Raw genomic sequence first — 19630 nt, 5'->3', positions numbered from 1 at the left:
CGTCAGGCCGCTCGGCGGGCGTCAGGCCGCTCGGCGGGCGTCAGGCCGCTCGGCGGGCGTCAGGCCGCTCGGCGGGCGTCAGGCCGCTCGGCGCTTGAGGGTGTCGGACCAGCCGGGGAGGTCGGCGGCCGAGCGCTCCGGCGGGCCCACGTAGTCGGCCGACGGGCGGATGATTTTGCCGAGGCGCTTCTGTTCCAGGATGTGCGCGCTCCAGCCGGCGGTGCGGGCGCACGTGAAGAGGGCGGCCAGCAACTCGGCCGGGACCTCGGCGAAGTCGAGCACGATCGCCGCCCAGAACTCGACGTTCGTGGCGAGGACGCGGTCCGGCTTGCGCTCGCGCAGCTCGGCCAGCGCGGCCCGTTCCAGCTCCAGCGCGACCTCGTAGCGCGGCGCGCCCAACTCCTGGGCGGCGTCCCGCAGGATCGTCGCGCGCGGGTCCTCGGCCCGGTAGATGGCGTGCCCGAAGCCCATCAGCCGGTTGCCACTGTCAAGCACTCGTTTGACATAGCGCCTGGCGTCCTCGCCTCGCTCGACCGCTTCGACCATGCCGAGCGCACGGGCGGGCGCACCACCGTGCAACGGACCGGACAGAGCCGCCACAGCCGCGGAAAGGCACGCACCCACGTCCGCGCCGGTGCTGGCGACGACCCGGGCGGTGAACGTGGAGGCGTTCATGCCGTGCTCCGCGGCGCAGACCCAGTACCGGTCGACGGCCGCGACGTGCCGCGGGTCCGGCTCGCCCCGCCAGCGGATCATGAATTGCTCGGTGACGTCCCGTCCCGCGTCGACGAGTCGCTGAGGCACGGCGGGCCGCTCACCGCGCGCCGAGATCGCCACCTGGTCGAGCATCGCCGCCGATGCGGTCGCCAGGTCGGCACGGGCCTGCGCGTGGTCGATGTCGATGAGCGGGCGCAGGCCCAGCGCGGCGGCGGCCGCCTGCACGTCCACGCGCACGTCGCCGGTGCGCACCGGTGCGGGCGGCGCCGCCCGCGCGACGAGCGGCTGGGTGAAGTCGCCGTCGGCCAGCAGACCCCACACGTCACCGAAGCCGGCCACACCGGCCAGCGACCGCACGTCCACGCCGCGGTAGCGCAGCACTCCGCCGTCCCGGTCGGGCTCGGCGATCTCGGTGTCGAAGGCGACGACACCGGCCAGTCCTGGATTGACAGTCAACATGACTTCACGGTCGGTCGTCTTTATGTTGATGTCAATGTTGATTCAGTCAATATGAGAGCATGTCCACATGGACGTGTTGACCACCGAACAGGTCGCCGAACGGCTCGGCGTCAAGCCCGCCACCGTGTACGCCTACGTGAGCCGCGGCCTGCTCCGCAGCGTGCGCAACGGCGACGGCAAGGCCAGCCTCTTCGCGCGCTCGGAGGTGGAGGCCTTCGAGGCCGGCCGCAAGGTCCGCGCCACTCCCGCGATCAAGACCGGCATCACGCTGATCAGCGACGGCGTCCTCTACTACCGCGGCCACGACGCGTCCGAGCTCGCCACGACCGTCACCTTCGAGTCGGTCGTCAACCTCCTCTGGACCGGCGATCTCGCCTTCGCCGCCCTGGAGCCCTCGCCTCAGCTGTTGAGCCTGGCGCGGACCGTCACCGCCCCGCTGCCGCCCGCCGCCCGGCACACCGACCGTCTCCGCGTCATCGTCGCGGCGGCAGCGGCCGCGGACCCTCTCCGCTTCGACATCACCCCCTCCGCCGTCGTCAGCACCGGCCGCGCCATGCTCGCCACGATGGTCGCCGCGCTCCCCCACGGCTTCCCCGCGACCAGCCTCGCCGCCGGTTTGTGGCGGCCCCTCACCGGCCGCCGCGGCACCCCGGGCGACCACCGGCTCCTCGACGCGGCCCTCGTGCTCCTCGCCGACCACGACATCGCCGCCTCGACCCTCGCCGCGCGGGTGGCAGCGTCCACCCGGGCCCACCCGTACGCCGTCGTCGGCGCCGGCCTGGCCGCCCTGGACGGCCCCCTGCACGGCGCCGCGAGCGGCCTGGCGTACGAGCTGCTGGCCGACGCCGCCACCCGCCGCGACCCGGTCGACGCCGTGGCCACGAGACTGCGCGCCGGCGAGCCCGTCCCCGGCTTCGGCCACCGCTTCTACCCCGACGGCGACCCACGAGCGAAGCTCCTGCTCAGCCTCCTCGGCGACAGCCCCGCCGCCACCAACGCGAGGCGCCTGGCCGAGGCCATGCACCAGCGTTCCGGCGTGCACGCCAACATCGACCTGGCGCTGGCCGCCCTCGCCCTCGACCGGGGCATGACCCAGGACGCCGGCGAAACCATCTTCGCGATCGCCCGAACAGCAGGGTGGCTGGCCCACGCGCTCGAGGAGTACGGCGACCGCCCGTCCCGCTTCCGCCCGTCGGGCCGCTACGCGGGCCTCCCACCCGCATGACGCGGCGGCCGGCAGGCGGCCCGACGCCTGCGACTGTCAGAGGCAGCGGCCACTCATCAAGAGGACGAGGCACCCGACGGCCCATACCGTCAGAACGGCTACAGGACCAGCAGACCGCGGCGGGCCACCCACATGCCAGGCGCCCGACGGCCCACCCGGCCAGAACCAGCAGCCCAACGGCTACAGGACCAGCAGATCGCGACGGGCCACCCACATGCCAGGCGCCCGACGGCCCACCCGGCCAGAACCAGCAGCCCAACGGCTACAGGACCAGCAGACCGCGGCGGGCCGCCCACATGACAAGACACCCGACGCCCGCTTGGTCAGGATGGCGGCCAACGCCCGCAGGACCAGCAGATCGCAACGGGGCGCTCATCCCCATGACGAAGGCGCCCGCCGGCCCACCCGTCGCGGCAGAGGCGGGCGGTCAGGACGCGGTCAGGAAGGGCGGCCCGACGGCTGCGGGACCATCTGGCCGATCATGCGGACGGAGTTGTCGACGGTGTCGAAGCCGCGCGGGAGCATGACGGACTCGTAGGCGGCGACGGCCTCCCGCAAGGGCTTGCCGGACAGGAGCTCGGCGGCGAGCAGAGCCGCGTCCTGAAGCGCGGTGTTGGCGCCTACGCCGCCGGCCGGGGGCATGGTGTGGATGGCGTCGCCGAGCAGGGTGACCGGGCCGGGGGTCCACGGCTCTACGCGGGTGCCGGCGCGGAGGGTGATCGGGAAGAAGGACGTCCGGTCCGCTTGCTCGAACAGCCGACGCACTGCGGGGTGCCACGTCGCGGTCGCGTCCATGCAGATCTGCCACAACGACGGTGACGGCAGCGCCAGGGAACCCAGCACAGAAGCCGGGGCGACAAGCGTCGTCATGAGATAGTCAGGCGTTTGGGTGACTGTGCGGAATCGCACGGGGGCGAAGCCGGCGCCGTAGCCATTGGTGCCGGAGACCCAGCAGAAGCCGCGGTCGAAGTCCGGCGGCAGGGCGGCGCCGTCGAGCGGCATGCGGCCGTAGAGGCACCGCAACCCCAGATCCCGCAGCGCCGCCGACGGCACCAGCTGCCGGCGCACAGCCGATCCGACACCGTCGGCCCCGACCAACAGGTCGACCTCTTCGACACCGCCGCCCACGGCAGCCGCGGCTGAGCTGGGACCGCGCAGACCACCCTCCCGCGAGCCGCCACTCGCCGCAGCCCCCGCCTCGCTCGGATCGCGCAGACCACCCTCTCGTGAGCCGCGGCCCACTACAGGCTCAGCCGCGCTCGGGGCGGGATCGGGGTCGCGCTGCTCGTAGAAGACGCGTACTCGGCCAGCTGGGGTCAGCTCATAGCCGGTGACCGTGCGGCCGTAGGTGATGTTCAGGCCGGACAACAGGGCCAGCCGGAAGGTCTCGCGGTCCACATTGGTGATGTCGGAAGAAGGGACATCCGGGAAGACCTGGGCGGAGATCTGCTCCAACTCCTGCGTGTAGAAGGCCACCAGATCGCCCTGGGCGCCGCTCGTGTCACGGGCCAGGTCGAGCACGGGCGGGGGCAGGCAGGCGCGCAGGGCGGCGTTGCCGTTGGGGTCGATGTGGATGCGATAGCCCTGGTTGCGGGTGCGCGGCGAAGGGTCGCGCTCGTAGACGGAGACGTCCATGCCCGTTCGGCGCAGCGCTTGGGCCAGGGCAAGGCCACCGATGCCCGCGCCGGCGATGAGAATTCGCATGCGGGGACGCTATCAATCGTACGGGTGAGTTTGTCAATCGTTTGTTTGATTAAGGGCGGCATAGAATCTCGGCCGTGCCACGTCCACGCAGGTCACCTGCCCCTCAAGAACGTCTGCGCGATGCCGAGCGGACCAAGCAGCGCATCCTCGACGCCGCCGCCGGGGAGTTCGCCGCTCACGGCTACGCCGGCGCCCGCATCCGGGCGATCGCCGAGCGGGCCGGCGTCAACCAGCAGCTGGTGTCGTACTACTTCGACGGCAAGGAGGGCCTGTTCCGGGCCATGTCGGAGCAGTGGCAGCAGCGGCAGGCGCAGATCTCCGAGCCCGGCACGCCGCTGCCCGAGCAGCTGCGCCGCTACGCGATGGAGAATCTGCACAATCCTGACGGCGTACGCATGGTCGCCTGGAACGGTTTGCAGTACACCGGGGACGATCCGGGCGGCACCGAACGGACCGCGATGCTGGCGCGCGGCGTCGAGCAGATCGCGAGCCTCGTCGGCGACGACAATCCCGATCTGGACCCGCATTGCCTCCTGGTCATGTTGATGGCCGCCTGCATGGCGCCGACGACGTTGCCCCAGGTCATCGCCGGCCTGTGCCAGACCGATCCGAAGGATCCGCAGTTCGTCGAGCACTACGCCGACCAGGTCGCCCGCGTCGCGGAAAGCCTGGGGCTCGGAGCGGACAGCTCCGGCACGCCAAGCCCGGCGAGGAGGCGCTCGAGGAGGGCGGGTACGGGCCTGTGAAACTCGGCCCGGGGAAGGGAGAGCTCGGGTCCGTCAACAACCGGGCGACAACCGCCGCGTTTGCTCAAGTTGCTCGGGCTGCTCGAGGGGGCGGTGACCATGGCGCTCGTCGCGCCTGGATGTCCGAGCCGCGGCCGAGGACGCAGCCTCGGGACGATGGCGGGTTCCAGGAGCGCTACCGTACGGAGTCATGACGTATGTCAAGAGCATCACCTTCGACTGCCAGGACGCGCTCGTGGTGGCCCGCTTCTGGGCGGAAGCCCTCGGCGGCGAGCTCGATGAGGACTCGACGAGCGACAAGGCGTACGTCGAGGCGCCGGGCTGGGGTGGGCCGAACCTCTGGTTCCAGCGGGTCCCCGAGCCCAAGACGGGCAAGCTGCGCATGCACTTCGACCTGCGCGCCGCCGACATCCCGGCCGAGCGGGCGCGGCTGGAGAAGCTCGGCGCCACGTTCGCCTGGGAGGTCAACGGCCTCGTCGTGATGCGCGACCCGGAGGGCAACGAGTTCTGCGTCGAGAACTGACCAGAGGCGAGAACTGGCGAACGCCAGAACTGACGAGAGCGAGCACTAAAGAACACGCGGGCGTAGCCGATCTCCGTGGTCACGAACCCCCCCCGCACGAGGAAGGACCCACGGATGGGTCAGACCCTGCGCGCCATGCCCGTGCGCGACGACCACTGGAAACCCGACGACCGCATCTACGAGGGCATCCTCGAGCGTTCCGTGGCGAACGCCGAGGACGACGAGGCGCGTGACGGCACCGCCGAGATGATGGCCGGCGCGCTGATCATCGTGGTGTTGTTCCTGATCATCATGGCGGGGGCGAAGAACGCGACCGCCGCGCTGATCGTCTGCGGTGTGCTCGCCGGCGCGGGATTTCTCTACATCGTCGGCAGTACGCGGCCCCGCAGGCACAACCGGGAGCTGGCGCTCAAGGCGGTCGGCGGGCCGGGGCGGCTTCCGGCCGGCTACCTGGCGCACCCGACGGCGTGGAAGGCCGGCATGGCCGAGCACGTGGCGGGCATCCCCGAGTCGCAGCTGCTGGCCGCCTCGCAGCTGTGTCACATCTTCCCCGGCACGGTCGACGACCTGATCAGCTTCGTCGGGCACATCGCGATCCACGTGCCGGTGACCCGCGCGCAGACCCCGGAGGACGTGCAGCGGCGCGCCAAGGAGCTGGTCCGGATCGGCATGCCGATCGTGGTGGACTACGCCAAGAGCGCGCCGCCGCTGCCCAAGCCGGGCGAGCCCGGCAAGAAGGCCAAGAAGAAGAAGTAGCGACTCCGCCACCCGGGTGAGCCAGTCACACAGATGACTGACTCACCCGGGTGGTCTGTCATGCGGCCAGGGCCGCGTAGCGGCCGCCGACCCCGAGCAGGGTCTCGTGGTCGCCGGATTCGAGGATGCGGCCGTGGTCGACGACGGCGATCTGGTCGGCGTCGCGGACGGTGGAGAGCCGGTGGGCGATGGTGACCGTCGTGCGGCCCCGGGCCAGCTCGTCGAAGGCCTTCTGCACGGCGCGCTCGGTCTCGTTGTCGAGGGCGCTGGTGGCCTCGTCCAGCACCAGGATGCGCGGGTCGCGCAGCAGCGTGCGGGCGATCGCGATGCGCTGCTTCTCGCCGCCGGAGAAGCGATGGCCGCGGGAGCCGACCATCGTGTCGTAGCCGTCCGGCAGGGCGGCGATCACGTCGTGGATCTGCGCGGCGCGCGCGGCGGCCTCGATCTCGGCGTCGGTCGCGTCCGGCTTGGCGTACCGCAGATTGTCCCGCACGGTCGTGTGCAGCAGGTAGGTCTCCTGGCTGACCACGCCGACGGTGGCGGCGAGGTCGGCGAACGAGAGGTCCCGCAGGTCGATCCCGTCGATCGTGATGCGCCCGGCGGTCGGGTCGTAGAGGCGGGCGATCAGCGCGGCGATGGTGCTCTTGCCGCTGCCCGTCTCGCCGACGAGCGCCAGGGAGCTGCCCGCCGGCACGTCGAGGCTCACGCCCGCCACCGCCGCGGTGCCGCTTCCGGCGTACGAGAAAGTCACGTCCTCGAAGCGCAAGTGGCCCCGCGCCGCGGTCAGCCGCACGGGCGCGGCCGGCTCCTTCACCTCGACGGGCAGGTCGAGGTATTCGAAGATGCGCGCGAAGAGCGCGAGCGAGCTGGTGACAGTCACCTGAACGTTCAGCAAGCCCATGAGGGGCCGGAAGATGCTCGACTGCAGCGCGGTGAAGGCGACGAGCGTGCCGATGCTCATCGAGCCGGCCGTGAAGGGCAGGCCCGCGGCGAGATAGATGACCGCCGGGATGGCGGCGAAGACGATGCTCATCGAGGCCATCCGCCAGCGGCCGGCCAGCTCGGAGCGCAGCTCGAGGTCGATGAGCCGGCTCGACGAGGCGGTGAAGCGGCCCACCTGGGCCGGACCGGTGCCCATCGTCTTGGACAGCTGCACGCCGCCGATGGACAGGCCCTCCTCGATGATGACGTTGAGGTCGGCGAGCTCGCGCTGGCGCTGGGCGGTGATGGCGCGGCGCATGGACGCGACGCGCCGGGTCAGCCAGATGGCCGGCGGCAGCACGACGAGCGTGACCAGGGAGAGTTGCCAGCTCAGCGCGGCCATGGCGACAGCGGTGGCGACGACGGTGGTGAGGTTCGAGGCGATCGAGGTGGCGGTGGAGGTGACCACCGACTCCATGCCGCCGATGTCGTTGGTGATGCGCGACTGCACCTCGCCGGTGCGGGTGCGGGTGAAGAACCCGATCGACTGGCGCTGCAGGTGGGCGAAGACGTCGACGCGCAGCCGGTGCATGACCTTCTGGCCGATCGACGTGGAGATCCAGGTCTGGACGACGCCGAGCGCGGCGGTCACGGCGGCGACGGCGACCATGCCGAGCACCAGCCAGACGAGCAGCCGGACGTCGTTGTGCGGGAGCGCGACGTCGATGACCTCGCGCAGCAGGAACGGGGAGGCCAGGCCCGCGAGGGACGAGGCGGCGATCGTGAGCACCACGACGGCCAGCGGCCAGCGGTGCCCGGTGAACAGGGCGCCGATGCGGCGCAGGGAGACGCTCTTCGCCTGCGCGATCTCGGCTTTGGTCAGTTTTTTGCCGCGGGAGCGGCCGTCGGCCGGGCTTTCCAAGAGCTACCTTCTCTCGTACGGGATTACTGAGGTTACCTCAACGTGAGGCTACAACGGTAATCGCTGGTACGGTATTCCCGTGCACGCGGAAGAGGAGAGCCTGTCCGAGGCCTTCTGGGCGGTGGCGCGCCGGTTGCGTCATCGCACCAAGGTCGCGCTGGAGCCGTGGGACCTGTCGCCGTCCCAGGGGCGCGCGATGACCGTGCTGGCCCGGCACGGTGACCTGCGGCTGAGCAGCCTCGCGGACCATCTGCGCATCGCGCCGCGCTCGGCGACCGAGGTGGTGGACGACCTGCAACAGCGGGGCCTGGTGGAGCGGCGGCCCGATCCGGCCGACCGCAGGGCGGTGCTGGTCACGCTGACGCCGCACGGCATGTCGGTGAACACGCAGATCCAGGCGGCGCGCCAGGCCGCGAGCGCCCGGATCTTCGCCGCGCTCGATCCGGAGGACCGGCGGGACCTGTCGCGCGTGCTGGAGAAGTTGCGCGAAGACAGCTGACCCCGGCGCGGTGGTCCACGCCGGGGTCAGTCAATCATTCGGTTGAGAGAGTCACCTGGCCCGGCGAGTCAGGGCGGTGACGCAGGCCGCCGCGCCGGCGGCGGTGAAGACGCCGATCAGCAGGGGCAGGGGCACCTCGACGCCGGCCACGCGGATCGCCGCCGCGAGGCCGAGCAGGGTGACCAGGCAGACGCCGAACGCGACAGCGGCGACGTGACCCAGCGCGTCCCGGGCCGCCGCCCGGTGCGGGCGCCCGCCGGCGGGGATGCGCAACGTCTCGGCGAACTCGTCGCAGACGCGCACCAGCGATGCGGCGTCGGTGATGCGGCGCTCGGCGGCGGTGAGCCTGCGCAGCTCGGTCAGCGCCGGCGCGTTCCCCGGGTCGAGGGCCAGGGCCTTGCCGTACGCCTCACGCGCGCTCAGCGGGCGACCGGCGGCGAACAGGGCCATGCCGTACGCGACGTGCAGCTCCGCGTCGTACGAGGCGATCTCGACGGACGCGGCCAGCAGCAGCTCCGCCTCGGCGACCCGGCCGGCGGCGAGCAGCGCGCGGCCGTGGCGCTCGGCCAGCCGCGGGTTTCCGGGGTCGTCCTGCACGGCGGCGGCAGCGGCGGTGACGGCCAGCTCGTGGCGGCCCATCGCGGTGTAGGACGCGCTCACCCAGTACAGCGCCTCGAACCCGCCCGGGCGCAGGGCCAGCGCGGTGCGGGCGGCCTCCAGCGCCTCGGCCGGGCGGCCCAGCGCCAGGTGGGCCCGGGCCAGCAGCAGCCAGGCGCCGAGGTTGCCCGGGTCGGCGCCCACTACGGGCGCCAGCAGGGTCGCGGCCTGCCCGGCGCGCCCGTTGCCCAACAGGTCACCGGCGTGGTCGAGGAGAAGTTCGCTTCGCACACCGGACGAGATCGGCCCCGCTCGGGTCCCCGTCGAGAACTGCCCGGGTGCGTTCCGGGTGTCGCCGGCGCCGGGCCGGTAGGCACGCCGGCCGGTCCACACCCGATCCGCCGCGATCAGGCCGCCAGTGCGTCGCCGCCACGCCGCCGCCACCACGCCGCCGGGCCGGAGGCTCGGCCCGGCGACGGGAGGGTGGAGCCGCCTACTCGTTGCGGGCGATCTCCGGCCCGGTGATGCGGCGCAGCAGGGGCATCGTCGAGGCGATCAGGGCCAGCGACGCTCCCAGGCCCACCGCCACCAGCGCGTAGTAGGACGCCGGCGGCGCCGCCAGATCCAGCTGGAGCTGCGAGCGCAGGAACAGGTGGGCGGAGAGGAAGCCCGCGGCCATCGCCAGCGCCGAGACCGCCAGCAGGGGCACCGCGCTCTCCAGGGCGACGACCCGGCGGAGCTCGGCGAGGCGCACCCCGGTGAGGCGCAGCAGGCTGAAGGGGCGCTTGCGCTCGTTGAGACCGCCGGTGACCGCCACGGCCAGGGCGCAGCCGGCGATCACCAGGCTGGCGACGACGACGATGTCCGCCAGGCGCTGGAACTGGACCAGCGTGCGGGCGAAGTCGCTGTTCCACTCCTGGTCGGTCAGGGGCGGCCGCAGGGTCGGGAAGGCCGCCTCCATGATCGTGCGGGCCCGTTCCACGGCCGCGTCCGAGCCGTCGGTCAGCACGACCAGCGAGAGCACCGGCCGCGACGCCAGGGAGGCCGCGCTCATCGGCGCCGCCTCCCAGTGGGCGGGCACGCCGTCCGGGGCGCTCAGGTCCGAGAAGACGCGGGCCACCTCGGCGCCCGGCGGGCAGCTGCCGAACTCGCGCAGGGCGGCCAGGTCGGCGCAGGAGATGAGCCCGGGCAGACCCTGCTGTCCCCGGTCGGCGTTGTAGTGAATCACCTGAACGTGTGACACACCTGGCACGGACGACAGCGAGGCCGGCACCGCCGCAGCCGTCAGGCCCCGTTCGCCGGGCGCGAGGTCCTCGGGAAAGGAGGTGAGCCCGAGCTTGCCCGCCTGCGCGTCGGCGGCGCCGTGGTCCTTCACCATCGTGCCGATCACGCCGGTGGCGACGCTGGTGACGAAGAGCGCCAGCATCAGCCCGCTGACCGCCCGGAAGCCCGCGCGCGGATCGTCCGCCAGCCGCCGCCCCGCGATCATGCCGGCCGGCCGGCGCGACACGCGGGCCAGCACCCGCGCGCCGAGCAGGGTCAGGTACGGCCCCGCGACGACCAGGCCCACCATCACGATCAGGATCCCGGAGAGGTACGCGAGCAGCTGCCCGTTCGAGGTCTCCGGCCGCCGCCCCACGAACCAGGCCAGCTCCGCGAGCCCGGCGGCCAGCGGGACGAGCCGCCAGGCCCGGGGCGGGCGCGGCGTGACCCGGCGGGTGACGCCGAGCGGCGAGATCCGCACCCGGCGCAGCGCCAGCCGGGCCGCGACCGCGGCGCCGAGCGGCACACCCACGGCCACCGCGGCGATCTGCACCCACGACAGCGACAGCTGCGCCGGGAAGAACCGCTCCCCCGTGAACGGGATCCGCGTCAACCCCAGGCGCACCAACGGGTACAGCGCGAAGCCCGCCGCCGCCCCCAGCGCGGCGGCCACAGTGGACTCGACCGTCGCCAGCGTGGCCACCTGCCGCGGCGTGGCCCCGATCAGCCGCATCGCCGCGAACCGCTGCTCGCGCCGGGCCGCCGCCAGCCGCGTCGCCGTGCCCACGAACATCAGCAGCGGAAACAGCAGCGCCACACCGACGACCCCGAGGATCAGCGTCAGCCCGTCCCCGCCGATGCCGATGTAGCAGCCGTCGCACTCCGACGGCGAGACCGACACGATCCGCTCGACGCGCACCGCGCCGTCCAGGACAGAGACCTCAGCGGGGGTACGCCCGACGACCGCGATCAGGGCATCGGGTCCCGGCAGCGCGCTCGCGCCGAGCACGCCCACCCGCCGTCCGGGAAATCGGTCGCCCAGCTGATCGGCCGGCGTGGCGTCGAGCAGCCGCGCGAGAGCGGGTGACACGGAGAAGGACCCGGCCGCGGGCAGCTCCGGCAGGCCCGGCGGCACCGGCCCGGACGGCCCGGTCACGCCCACGTCGATCCGGATGATCGAGCGCCCGTGGAAGTAGTCCTGCCGCGGCGCCCACCAGGCCGGATCGGCGACCGGTGGGCCGGTGGCCGCCGCGGTCACCGCGCTGTTGAGCCACGCGTACCGCAGATTTTGCGCCTGCACGGCGTTGACCCCCGCGAGCACGCCGAGCAGCAGGGCGACGCCGAGCGCGACCGCGCCGCCGATCAGAGCGAGCCGGCCCAGGCCGTCGCGCCCGAGCGCCATCCGCAGCCCCAGCCGGATCACGAGGTGCCCACCGGCGTGGTCACGCGCCCGTCGCGCACCATGATCTCGCGATCCGCGTACGCCGCCACGCGCGCGTCGTGGGTGACCACGACCACCGTGGTGCCCTGCTCGCGGGCCGCACCGACCAGCAGGTCCATGACCTGCTCGCCGGCCAGCGAGTCGAGCGACCCGGTCGGCTCGTCGGCGAAGACCACGCGCGGCGAGCCGGCGAGCGCGCGGGCCAGGGCGACCCGCTGGGCCTGGCCGCCGGACAGCTCGCCGGAGCGGCGGCCGCCGAGCCCGTCGAGGCCGAGCCGGGACAGCCAGCCCTCGGCGCGCGACAGGGCGGGCGCACGGCGCACCCCGGAGAGCAGCAGGGGAAGCGCGATGTTCTCGGCCGCCGTCAGCTCGGGCACGAGCTGGCCGAACTGGAAGACGAAGCCGAAGCGCTCGCGCCGCAGCGCGCTGCGCGCCGCCTCGCCGAGCGTGTCGATGCGGTGACCGTCCACGTGGATCTCGCCGGAGTCGGGCACCAGGATGCCGGCGAGGCAGTGCAGCAGCGTCGACTTGCCCGACCCGCTCGGGCCCATCACCGCGACGATCTCGCCCTCGTCGACGGCCACGTCGGCGCCGCGCAGGGCCGGGGTGTCGCCGAACGACAGGGACACGCCGGCGGCCCGAAGCATCGCGGTCATGACCGCACCTGCTCCCGCAGCGCGTCGAGGCGCGCCGCCGTCGTGTCGATCCAGCGCAGGTCGGCCTCGAGGTGGAACAGGCCGTGGTCGGCGAGCAGCCCGTCGACGAGCCCGCCGGTGCGCTTGATCTCGGTGAGCTCGCGCATGCGGGCCAGGTGGGCGCGGCGCTGGGTGTCGAGGTACTCCTCGGCGGGCCGGTCGAGCATGAGGGCCAGCACCACCTTGGCGAACAGGACGCTCTGCAGGTGGGGCTCGGCGGGCACCGGCTCGGTGAGCCAGGTGTTCACCTCGGTGGCGCCGGCGTCGGTGATGACGTACCGCTTGCGGTCGGGACCGGCGCCGGCCGCGACCTCGTCCATCACCACCTTGCCGTCGCGGGCGAGCCGGGCCAGCGTCGAGTAGACCTGGCCGAACGGCAGGGACTTGCCGCGCCCGAAGTAGGTGTCGTAGTCGCGTTTGAGGTCGTAGCCGTGGCTCGGCTCGCGTTCGAGCAGACCCAGCAGGGTGAGGGGGACACTCATACGGAGGACCATACACCGGAGGTATACACCGGGTACATAGTTACGACGTACCGGCGGAGAAGTGGCACAGACCACGGAACGGGGGCTCAACCGCGGATCGGGGCGGCCGATCTAGGCGGTTGCAAATGTGGAGCGAAAGGAATCGCCATGAGCATGCGCATCGGCCCCTCCCCCTGGGCCACGCACACCACGCTGGTTCACCTGCGCAAGGACTGCCTGCAACTGACCACGGACGTCGTGGCGGGCGCCGACAAGAAGGTCATCGCCGCGGACCGGGCCGCCGTCATGGACAGCCGCCGGGCGCTGCGCAATCACCTCGACGTGACCGTGTGAGCGGGACCGTGTGAAGGATCGGCCGCCGCCGGGGTGCAGGTCAGGCCTCGGCGGTAGGCGTTCGGGTGCGAACCTCCCGGTGATGCTCGGTGATCGCCTCGAGCATCCCGGTGAGGAACTGCCGGACCATCGACAGGTCCTCGACGCTGAACTCGTCCATCACGGCGTGGCTGCGGGCGCCGAGCGGCTCGAAGAACTCCCGGGCCAGCGCCATCGCGGGCTCCGCGTAGCGCAGGTGCACGACGCGGCGGTCGGCGCTCTCCCTCGTACGCCGCAGATGCCCCGCCCTCTCAAGGCGGTCGATGACCGCCGTGGTCGCCCCCGACGAGAGCCCCAGCTGCTGGCCGAGCCGGCCCGGGGTGAGCGGGTCGCCGCGGCGCTCGGCGTGCATGACGGCGGCCAGCGCCTGCAGATCGGTGTGATGCAGGCCCTGAAGGTGCGCGAACGAGTTCGCGACGTGCTGGGCCTCGATGCTGTAGAGGCGCAGCAGATCCACCAGGTCGGCCTGCAACTTGTTCCGATCTTCCACCGTGCCAGTGTTGCAGATTCCCTCCGGCTGGGTAAGACTCTCGATTGTCGAGATACTTAACCGTGGAGGGATCAATGCGACGCGCCTGGCTGACGCTCGTGGTGGCGGTCTTGTTGGGAGGTGCCGTCCTCGGGTTCGCCGGCCCGCTCGAGACGGCGAACGACCCCACCGCCACCCTGCCGTCCTCCGCCGAGTCCACGAAGGTCGCCGAGCTGGAGAAACAGCTCCCGTCCGGCCAGGTCAACCCCGCGCTGATCGTCTTCGCCAAGGAGTCGGGGGCGTTCACCGCTGACGAGATCAAGAGCATCGAGAGCTTCGGTACGCCGATCCTGGCGCCCGGCAAGGACGCGGCCATCGTCGCCAAGCCGCTGCCCGCCGGCTACTCCGCCGAGCAGACGGTTGACGCAGTCACCCAACTGCGTGAGCAAGTACGCGCGGAGGTCCCACCGGGCGTGACGGCGCAGGTGACCGGCGGCGCGGGCTTCACGGCCGACCTCGCCGACAGCTTCTCCGGCGCCAACACCCGGCTGCTGGTCGTCACGGTCGTCGTCGTGGCGCTGCTGCTGCTCGTCACGTACCGCAGCCCCCTGCTGTGGCTCGTGCCGCTCGCGGTCGTGGGCCTCGCCGACCGGCTGAGCAGCTCGGTGGTCGCCCTGCTGTCGCAGCACACCAGCCTGGCGATCGACGCGTCCACCAACGGCATCATCACGGTGCTGGTCTTCGGCGCCGGCACCGACTACGCGCTGCTGATCATCTCGCGCTACCGCGAGGAGCTGCACAAGCACGAGGACCGCTTCGAGGCGATGCGCCAGGCGCTGCGCGGCGCCGGGCCGGCCGTGCTCGCCAGCTCCGGCACGGTGGTGCTCTCCCTGCTCACGCTGCTGCTCGCCAGCCTCGGCAACAACGTCGCGCTCGGCGTGGCCGGCGCCGCGGGCATCGCGATCGCCGCCGTCTTCGCGCTGCTCGTGCTGCCGCCCGCCCTGCTCATCTGCGGCCGCGGCCTGTTCTGGCCGTTCGTCCCGCACGTCGGCGACGCCGGCGTCGAGGCGGGCAAGGGCGCCTGGGCCCGCGTCGGCCGCGCCGTCTCGCGCCGCCCCGTCGCGGTCACCCTGGCCTCGGTGGTCATTCTCGGCGCGCTCGCCTCGGGTCTTCTCGGTACGCGGCTGGGCCTGTCGCAGACCGAGCAGTTCCGGGTGGAGGCCGAGTCGGTCGACGGCCTCGAGACGGTGAGCAAGTACTTCCCCGCCGGCGCCACGGACCCGGCGACCATCATCACCACCCCGGCCCGCGCCGAGGAGGTCCTCGCCCTGGTCAGCAAGACGCCCGGGGTGGCACAGGCCCGCATCGGCGAGCAGACCGCCGACCTGACCAGCATCTCGGCGGTCCTGGAGGCGGCGCCGGACACCCCCGCCGCGTACGAGACGATCGAAGCGCTGCGTGACCGCGTGCACAGCGAGGATGCCCTGGTCGGCGGCAGCGTGGCCGCCAACCTGGACGACCGGGACGCGGCCCGCCGCGACCTGACGGTGATCGTGCCGGCGGTGCTCATCGTGGTCCTGCTGGTGCTGATCGGCCTGCTCCGCGCGCTGGTGGCCCCGCTGCTCCTGCTGGTCACGGTGATCGGCAGCTTCGCGGCGGCGCTGGGCGCGGGCTCGTGGCTGTTCCGCAACGTGCTCGACTACGGCGCCCTGGACACGGGCGTGCCCCTGCTGTCGTTCCTGTTCCTGGTGGCGCTGGGCGTCGACTACAACATCTTCCTGGTCACCCGGGCCCGCGAGGAGGTCCCGTCGAAGGGCACCCGGGACGGCATGGTCCACGCCCTGGCCGTGACCGGCGGCGTCATCACCAGCGCCGGCATCCTGCTGGCCGCGGTCTTCGCGGTGCTCGGCGTGCTGCCGGTCATCACCCTGACCCAGATCGGCATCATCGTCGGCATCGGCGTCCTCCTGGACACGCTGCTGGTCCGCACCGTCCTGGTCCCGGCCCTGGCAACCATGTGCGGCGACCGCTTCTGGTGGCCGGGCCGCCCCGGGGTGCCGGCGAAGAAGGAGGAGAAGGCGCCCTCCCCCGCCTGACGCACCGCTCGGCTTCGCCGTTCAGGACGGGGTTGCGGTGGGCACGCCGGCGAACGGGATTGCCGTTGTCGCGGTGACGGTGCTGCCGGCGGGGTGGTGCCAGACGCCGCGGCGGGACAGCTCGGGGAGGACGCCCTCGCCGAACCAGTAGGCCTCCTCGAGGTGGGGGTAGCCGGACAGGATGAACTCGTCGATGCCGAGGGCCGCGTACTCCTGGATGCGGCCGGCCACCTCTAGGTGACTGCCGACGAGCGCGGTGCCGGCGCCGCCTCGCACGAGACCCACGCCCGCCCACAGGTTGGGTGCGACGACCAGGCCGTCGCGGTTGCCGCCGTGCAGGTCGAGCATGCGGCGCTGGCCCTCGGACTCGCTGCGCCGCAGACCGGCCTGCACGGCGGCGATCGCGGACTCGTCGACGCCCTGGAGCAGGCGGTCGGCCTCGCGCCACGCGGCGTCGGACGTGTCGCGGCTGATCACGTGCAGGCGGATGCCGAAGCGCATGTCGGGCTTGAGCTGCCTGATCCAGTCAAGCTTCTGTTTGACTTGCTCCGGGGGCTCGCCCCAGGTCAAGTAGACATCCGCATGATCGGCTGCGACCGGGCCCGCGGCCCGCGACGAGCCGCCGAAGTAGATGGCGGGCGGCGGATCGGGCAGCTTGGTCAGCTTGGCGCCCTCGACCCGCAGGTGCTCGCCGGCGAAGTCGACGGTCTCGCCCCGCAACAGCGCGCGCACGATCGAGAGGAATTCGGCGGTTCTCGCGTACCGCGCGTCCTTGTCGAGGAAGTCGCCGAACTGGCGCTGCTCGTGCGACTCGCCGCCGGTCACGACGTTGAGCAGCAGCCGGCCGCCGGAGAGGCGCTGGAAGCTCGACGACATCTGCGCGGCCAGCGTCGGCGAGACGAGTCCCGGCCGGAACGCGACGAGGAACTTCAGCCGCTCGGTCACCTCGGTGAGCATCGCCGTGGTGATCCAGGCGTCCTCGCACCACGCGCCGGTCGGGGTCAGCGCTCCGGTGAAGCCCAGCTGCTCGGCGCTGCGCGCGATCTGGCCGAGATAGCCGATGGTGAGCGGGCGCACGCCACCGGCCGCGCCGACGGGCACGCCGTGGCCGCCACCGACGATGTCCCGGCTGTCGCCGTTGGTCGGCAGGAACCAGTGGAAGTCCATGTCCTCACACTATCCGTATCTCCTATAGGTCCGATAGAGTTCGCGGCATGGACGAGCTCGAATATGACGCGCTTCGGCTCCGGCAATGGCTGTCCGGGGAGGCGCGCGGATTCTCCCGCCGCGATCTTCTGCGACTCGGCGCCGCCCTGGGCGCGGCCGGCGGCGCCTTGGGGGTGGCGGGCGCGCTGAGCGTCCCCGGCACTGCACTGGGCGCGGCGCCCGGCGGCGCCACGGCCGGCGGCGCGGCGAGGGCCGGCGCGGCGCCCGGCGGCGCCGCGGCGAGCGACGCGGCGGGAGCAGACGCGACGAGGGTGAGCGCCGCAGCCGGGCCGATCGTCAAGCCGTTGCCGGCCGAGCTGTTCAAGGTGTTCGGCACCAACGCGGAGACCCGGTGGTCGGCGCTGAAGGGCGTCGGCTACCACGTTCCCGTCGACCGGTTCTTCGTGCGCAACCACACAAGTACACCGGTGATTGACAGTGCCACCTGGGCGCTTGAAGTCTTCGGCGCCGGGCTACGCGGCGCGCCCCGGTCGTTCTCGCTCGCCGACCTGCGCCGGCTGCCGTCGGTCACCCGGTCGGTCGCCGTCGAGTGCGCCGGGAACGGGCGCGGCTACTTCGCCTCGCAGCAGGGGCAGACGGTCTCGGGCACGGCGTGGGGTCTGGGCGCGGTCGGCGTGGGCCGCTGGCGGGGCGTCCGCCTGTCGACCGTGCTGCGCGCGGCCGGCATCAGCTCGCGCGCGGTCGACGTACAGGCATCGGGTCTCGACCCGAACTTCGTGAGCGGCGGCGTCGACCTCGGGCCGGTGCGCCGGCCGTTGCCGGTGAGCAAGGCGCTGGCGGACGTCATCCTCGCGTACGAGCTGAACGGTCAACCCTTGCCGGCGGACCACGGTCATCCCGTGCGGCTGGTGGTGCCCTCCTGGATCGGGATCGCGTCGATCAAGTGGGTGGGGCGCATCGAGGTCTCCGACGAGCCGCTGTTCTCGCCGTGGAACACGCAGTTCTATCGGTTGTTCGGCCCCGGGTTCCCGGCCGAGGGCCTGCCGTTCGACCGGCAGTCGATCAAGAGCGCGTTCGAGCTCGACCCCGGCGCGACCTTCCCCGCGGGCGCCGTCTCGCGGCTCACCGGCCGCTCCTGGTCGGCGGCGGGCCGGATCAAGCGGGTCGAGGTCTCCACCGACGGCGGCGCCACGTGGCGGCGAGCCCGCTTCACCGGCCGTTCCGCCGACGCCGCCTGGCAACGCTGGGAGATCGACTGGCGGCCCGAGGCGGGCGACCACGTCCTGCTGGCCCGCGCCACCGACGTGCGCGGCACCACGCAGCCGCAGGTGGCACGCTTCAACACGCTGGGCTACCTCTTCGACGCCGCCGTGCGGGTCCCGGTCACCGCAGTCTGAGGGGCCCGCGGCGCCTCGGCCGGGAACGCCGGGTCGGCCGGGAACGCGAATTCACTGCGGCGCGGCCGGGCGGAGAGAGTCTGGCGCCGCCGGGCCGGAGACCGGACCGGCGGCGTTGTGGGCCGCATCAGCCACGCCGGAGAGGATATCGGAGATCGGCCGGTCCGTCCTAGCGGGACGTCACCCCGGCGCGCACGGGCCACGGTGATCCCTCGTGGCGGCGCATGTCGCGAACCGGCCCGCCGGCTGAGCCGGGGGCCACAGGGCCGCTCCTACGCGCGGTAGCCCTCGAAGAGCGGCCCTCCCCCGCGCGCCAGGATCTCGGCCGCGACCTGCGCCGGGTCGTCGCGCGACGCCAGCCAGCGCTCCGCCAGCGCCGGGTCGAGCTCGCGCAGGTCGCGCAGCGCCCACTTGCCGGAGCTGACCCACCGCCCCGCGAACGCCGTCGCCGCCCGCGCCGCGGCCATCCACAGCGTCGCCGCGATGACGGCGTGCTCGCCCGGGTCGGTGGCGTGCCGCAGGTCGTCGAGCAGGTCCGTGAGCCCGTACCGCAGCCGGTCGCGTTCCGCCGCCGACAGCGGGGGCGGCCCGTCGGCGAGCACCCGCGCGCAGCGTTGCGGCAGGTCGCCGGGGTCGCCGGTGAGCACCACGCCGTGCGCCAGCATGCGGTGCGTGCTCGGCTTGCGGTCGGCCAGCTCGCGGCTCAGGAACTCGGCCAGCCGCGCCGGCGTGTGCACGAACAGCTCCACCGGCCAGCCGCGGAACCGCAGGCTTTCCCGGTACGCGTCGCCGGCCTCCCGGACGACCACGATGTCCAGGTCCGAGCCCGCCGTGCGGTACGCGTTGACGACACTGCCGGTCAGCAGCGCCCAGGACGCGTCCGGGAAACGCTCGGCGACCAGCTCGCGGGCGGCGTCCAGCGGCTCCATGTCAGGGGACGGAGGTCTTCTCGGCGGGCGCCTTCTCGGCGGGCACGCTCCTGACCACCAGCCGCACCGCGAGCGCCACCAGCACCGGGACGGCCGCCCAGCACACCGGCCAGATCACACCCAGCCCCGCGAGGATGGCCACCTGCACGGCCGCGATCAACAGGAGCACAGTCCCGATCCGGTACACGTGCGGCACCGTACTGCATCCGATCTTGTGAGGTCCACCGCCGGGCCTCAACTTCGGGCAGGC

At 72.7% G+C, this 19630-nt stretch carries 19 protein-coding genes; 8 read left to right on the top strand and 11 right to left on the bottom strand.

Annotation, left to right across the window (positions count from 1 at the left end; all coding sequences use genetic code 11):
* Positions 1-78: 78 nt before the first annotated feature.
* Positions 79-1176: a citrate synthase 2 gene (locus Ade02nite_RS26965; RefSeq protein WP_203769683.1), complete on the bottom strand. Its 1098-nt coding sequence runs from the start codon at positions 1174-1176 to the stop codon at positions 79-81.
* 67 nt (positions 1177-1243) lie between these two features.
* Here Ade02nite_RS26965 and Ade02nite_RS26960 point away from each other — a divergent pair, with 67 nt between their 5' ends.
* On the top strand, positions 1244-2401 hold the full coding sequence (locus Ade02nite_RS26960; RefSeq protein WP_203769681.1) for a citrate synthase: 1158 nt from the start codon (positions 1244-1246) through the stop codon (positions 2399-2401).
* 438 nt (positions 2402-2839) lie between these two features.
* On the opposite strand, the gene Ade02nite_RS26955 is transcribed toward Ade02nite_RS26960, so the two are convergent.
* Positions 2840-4105 carry an FAD-dependent oxidoreductase gene (locus tag Ade02nite_RS26955; RefSeq protein ID WP_203769679.1) on the bottom strand — a complete coding sequence of 422 codons (1266 nt, stop codon included), beginning with the start codon at positions 4103-4105 and terminating at the stop codon, positions 2840-2842.
* Positions 4106-4179: 74 nt separating this feature from the next.
* Here Ade02nite_RS26955 and Ade02nite_RS26950 point away from each other — a divergent pair, with 74 nt between their 5' ends.
* From Ade02nite_RS26950 to Ade02nite_RS26940, 3 genes are all read left to right on the top strand, one after another.
* Positions 4180-4851 (top strand): TetR/AcrR family transcriptional regulator, encoded by a 672-nt coding sequence (locus tag Ade02nite_RS26950; protein ID WP_203769677.1) that lies wholly within the window; start codon positions 4180-4182, stop codon positions 4849-4851.
* Between the two features lie 190 nt (positions 4852-5041).
* Entirely contained in the window at positions 5042-5374 is a 333-nt protein-coding gene (locus tag Ade02nite_RS26945) for a VOC family protein (RefSeq protein WP_203769675.1), read from the top strand.
* A 114-nt stretch (positions 5375-5488) separates the two neighbouring features.
* Positions 5489-6130 carry a hypothetical protein gene (locus Ade02nite_RS26940; RefSeq protein ID WP_203769673.1) on the top strand — a complete coding sequence of 214 codons (642 nt, stop codon included), beginning with the start codon at positions 5489-5491 and terminating at the stop codon, positions 6128-6130.
* Positions 6131-6188: 58 nt separating this feature from the next.
* On the opposite strand, the gene Ade02nite_RS26935 is transcribed toward Ade02nite_RS26940, so the two are convergent.
* Complete coding sequence (locus tag Ade02nite_RS26935) at positions 6189-7934, bottom strand: ABC transporter ATP-binding protein (RefSeq protein WP_239169075.1); 1746 nt, start codon at positions 7932-7934, stop codon at positions 6189-6191.
* A gap of 118 nt (positions 7935-8052) precedes the next feature.
* Here Ade02nite_RS26935 and Ade02nite_RS26930 point away from each other — a divergent pair, with 118 nt between their 5' ends.
* Entirely contained in the window at positions 8053-8472 is a 420-nt protein-coding gene (locus Ade02nite_RS26930) for a MarR family winged helix-turn-helix transcriptional regulator (protein WP_203769663.1), read from the top strand.
* Positions 8473-8523: 51 nt separating this feature from the next.
* Here the strand turns inward: Ade02nite_RS26930 and Ade02nite_RS26925 are convergent, their stop codons facing one another.
* The 4 genes from Ade02nite_RS26925 to Ade02nite_RS26910 all read right to left on the bottom strand — a co-directional run bounded on the left by Ade02nite_RS26925 (position 8524) and on the right by Ade02nite_RS26910 (position 12950).
* Positions 8524-9360 carry a tetratricopeptide repeat protein gene (locus Ade02nite_RS26925; protein WP_203769654.1) on the bottom strand — a complete coding sequence of 279 codons (837 nt, stop codon included), beginning with the start codon at positions 9358-9360 and terminating at the stop codon, positions 8524-8526.
* Positions 9361-9562: 202 nt separating this feature from the next.
* Entirely contained in the window at positions 9563-11755 is a 2193-nt protein-coding gene (locus tag Ade02nite_RS26920) for an FtsX-like permease family protein (RefSeq protein ID WP_203769652.1), read from the bottom strand.
* Positions 11752-12429 carry an ABC transporter ATP-binding protein gene (locus Ade02nite_RS26915; protein ID WP_203769650.1) on the bottom strand — a complete coding sequence of 226 codons (678 nt, stop codon included), beginning with the start codon at positions 12427-12429 and terminating at the stop codon, positions 11752-11754. The genes Ade02nite_RS26920 and Ade02nite_RS26915 overlap by 4 nt, the downstream gene beginning before the upstream one ends.
* Positions 12426-12950 (bottom strand): PadR family transcriptional regulator, encoded by a 525-nt coding sequence (locus Ade02nite_RS26910; RefSeq protein WP_203769648.1) that lies wholly within the window; start codon positions 12948-12950, stop codon positions 12426-12428. Before Ade02nite_RS26910 ends, Ade02nite_RS26915 begins: the two co-directional genes overlap by 4 nt.
* Positions 12951-13097: 147 nt before the next feature.
* Between Ade02nite_RS26910 and Ade02nite_RS26905 the strand changes: the two genes are divergently transcribed.
* Positions 13098-13283, top strand: a complete 186-nt coding sequence (locus Ade02nite_RS26905; RefSeq protein WP_203769646.1) for a hypothetical protein — start codon at positions 13098-13100, stop codon at positions 13281-13283.
* Positions 13284-13323: 40 nt separating this feature from the next.
* On the opposite strand, the gene Ade02nite_RS26900 is transcribed toward Ade02nite_RS26905, so the two are convergent.
* On the bottom strand, positions 13324-13812 hold the full coding sequence (locus tag Ade02nite_RS26900) for a MarR family winged helix-turn-helix transcriptional regulator (protein WP_239169073.1): 489 nt from the start codon (positions 13810-13812) through the stop codon (positions 13324-13326).
* A 74-nt stretch (positions 13813-13886) separates the two neighbouring features.
* Between Ade02nite_RS26900 and Ade02nite_RS26895 the strand changes: the two genes are divergently transcribed.
* On the top strand, positions 13887-15887 hold the full coding sequence (locus Ade02nite_RS26895; protein ID WP_203769644.1) for an MMPL family transporter: 2001 nt from the start codon (positions 13887-13889) through the stop codon (positions 15885-15887).
* Between the two features lie 21 nt (positions 15888-15908).
* Here Ade02nite_RS26895 and Ade02nite_RS26890 read toward each other — a convergent pair whose 3' ends face one another.
* Positions 15909-17054, bottom strand: coding sequence for an LLM class flavin-dependent oxidoreductase (locus Ade02nite_RS26890; protein ID WP_203769642.1), 1146 nt, complete (start codon positions 17052-17054; stop codon positions 15909-15911).
* A 47-nt stretch (positions 17055-17101) separates the two neighbouring features.
* Here Ade02nite_RS26890 and Ade02nite_RS26885 point away from each other — a divergent pair, with 47 nt between their 5' ends.
* Complete coding sequence (locus Ade02nite_RS26885) at positions 17102-18451, top strand: sulfite oxidase (protein ID WP_203769639.1); 1350 nt, start codon at positions 17102-17104, stop codon at positions 18449-18451.
* Between the two features lie 272 nt (positions 18452-18723).
* Here Ade02nite_RS26885 and Ade02nite_RS26880 read toward each other — a convergent pair whose 3' ends face one another.
* Together Ade02nite_RS26880 and Ade02nite_RS26875 are read right to left on the bottom strand one after the other, a co-directional pair.
* The gene (locus tag Ade02nite_RS26880; protein ID WP_203769637.1) at positions 18724-19380 is read right to left on the bottom strand and encodes a nucleotidyltransferase domain-containing protein; all 657 of its coding nucleotides are present in this window, start codon (positions 19378-19380) and stop codon (positions 18724-18726) included.
* Between the two features lies 1 nt (position 19381).
* Positions 19382-19567, bottom strand: coding sequence for a hypothetical protein (locus Ade02nite_RS26875; protein WP_203769635.1), 186 nt, complete (start codon positions 19565-19567; stop codon positions 19382-19384).
* Positions 19568-19630 lie beyond the last annotated feature (63 nt).

Source organism: Paractinoplanes deccanensis (assembly GCF_016862115.1).
Taxonomy (GTDB): Bacteria; Actinomycetota; Actinomycetes; order Mycobacteriales; family Micromonosporaceae; genus Actinoplanes; species Actinoplanes deccanensis.
Note: the sequence above shows the minus strand (reverse complement) of the source record. Positions and strands in the feature narration are given on the sequence as shown.

Excerpts from the sequence above, each read along its gene's own strand:
- Ade02nite_RS26960 (WP_203769681.1), top strand. The coding sequence starts at position 1,244 with ATGGACGTGTTGACCACCGAACAGGTCGCCGAACGGCTCGGCGTCAAG.
- Ade02nite_RS26955 (WP_203769679.1), bottom strand. The coding sequence starts at position 4,105 with ATGCGAATTCTCATCGCCGGCGCGGGCATCGGTGGCCTTGCCCTGGCC.
- Ade02nite_RS26945 (WP_203769675.1), top strand. The coding sequence starts at position 5,042 with ATGACGTATGTCAAGAGCATCACCTTCGACTGCCAGGACGCGCTCGTG.
- Ade02nite_RS26915 (WP_203769650.1), bottom strand. The coding sequence starts at position 12,429 with ATGACCGCGATGCTTCGGGCCGCCGGCGTGTCCCTGTCGTTCGGCGAC.
- Ade02nite_RS26885 (WP_203769639.1), top strand. The coding sequence starts at position 17,102 with ATGGACGAGCTCGAATATGACGCGCTTCGGCTCCGGCAATGGCTGTCC.
- Ade02nite_RS26890 (WP_203769642.1), bottom strand. The coding sequence starts at position 17,054 with ATGGACTTCCACTGGTTCCTGCCGACCAACGGCGACAGCCGGGACATC.
- Ade02nite_RS26895 (WP_203769644.1), top strand. The coding sequence starts at position 13,887 with ATGCGACGCGCCTGGCTGACGCTCGTGGTGGCGGTCTTGTTGGGAGGT.
- Ade02nite_RS26905 (WP_203769646.1), top strand. The coding sequence starts at position 13,098 with ATGAGCATGCGCATCGGCCCCTCCCCCTGGGCCACGCACACCACGCTG.
- Ade02nite_RS26940 (WP_203769673.1), top strand. The coding sequence starts at position 5,489 with ATGGGTCAGACCCTGCGCGCCATGCCCGTGCGCGACGACCACTGGAAA.
- Ade02nite_RS26910 (WP_203769648.1), bottom strand. The coding sequence starts at position 12,950 with ATGAGTGTCCCCCTCACCCTGCTGGGTCTGCTCGAACGCGAGCCGAGC.
- Ade02nite_RS26880 (WP_203769637.1), bottom strand. The coding sequence starts at position 19,380 with ATGGAGCCGCTGGACGCCGCCCGCGAGCTGGTCGCCGAGCGTTTCCCG.
- Ade02nite_RS26965 (WP_203769683.1), bottom strand. The coding sequence starts at position 1,176 with ATGTTGACTGTCAATCCAGGACTGGCCGGTGTCGTCGCCTTCGACACC.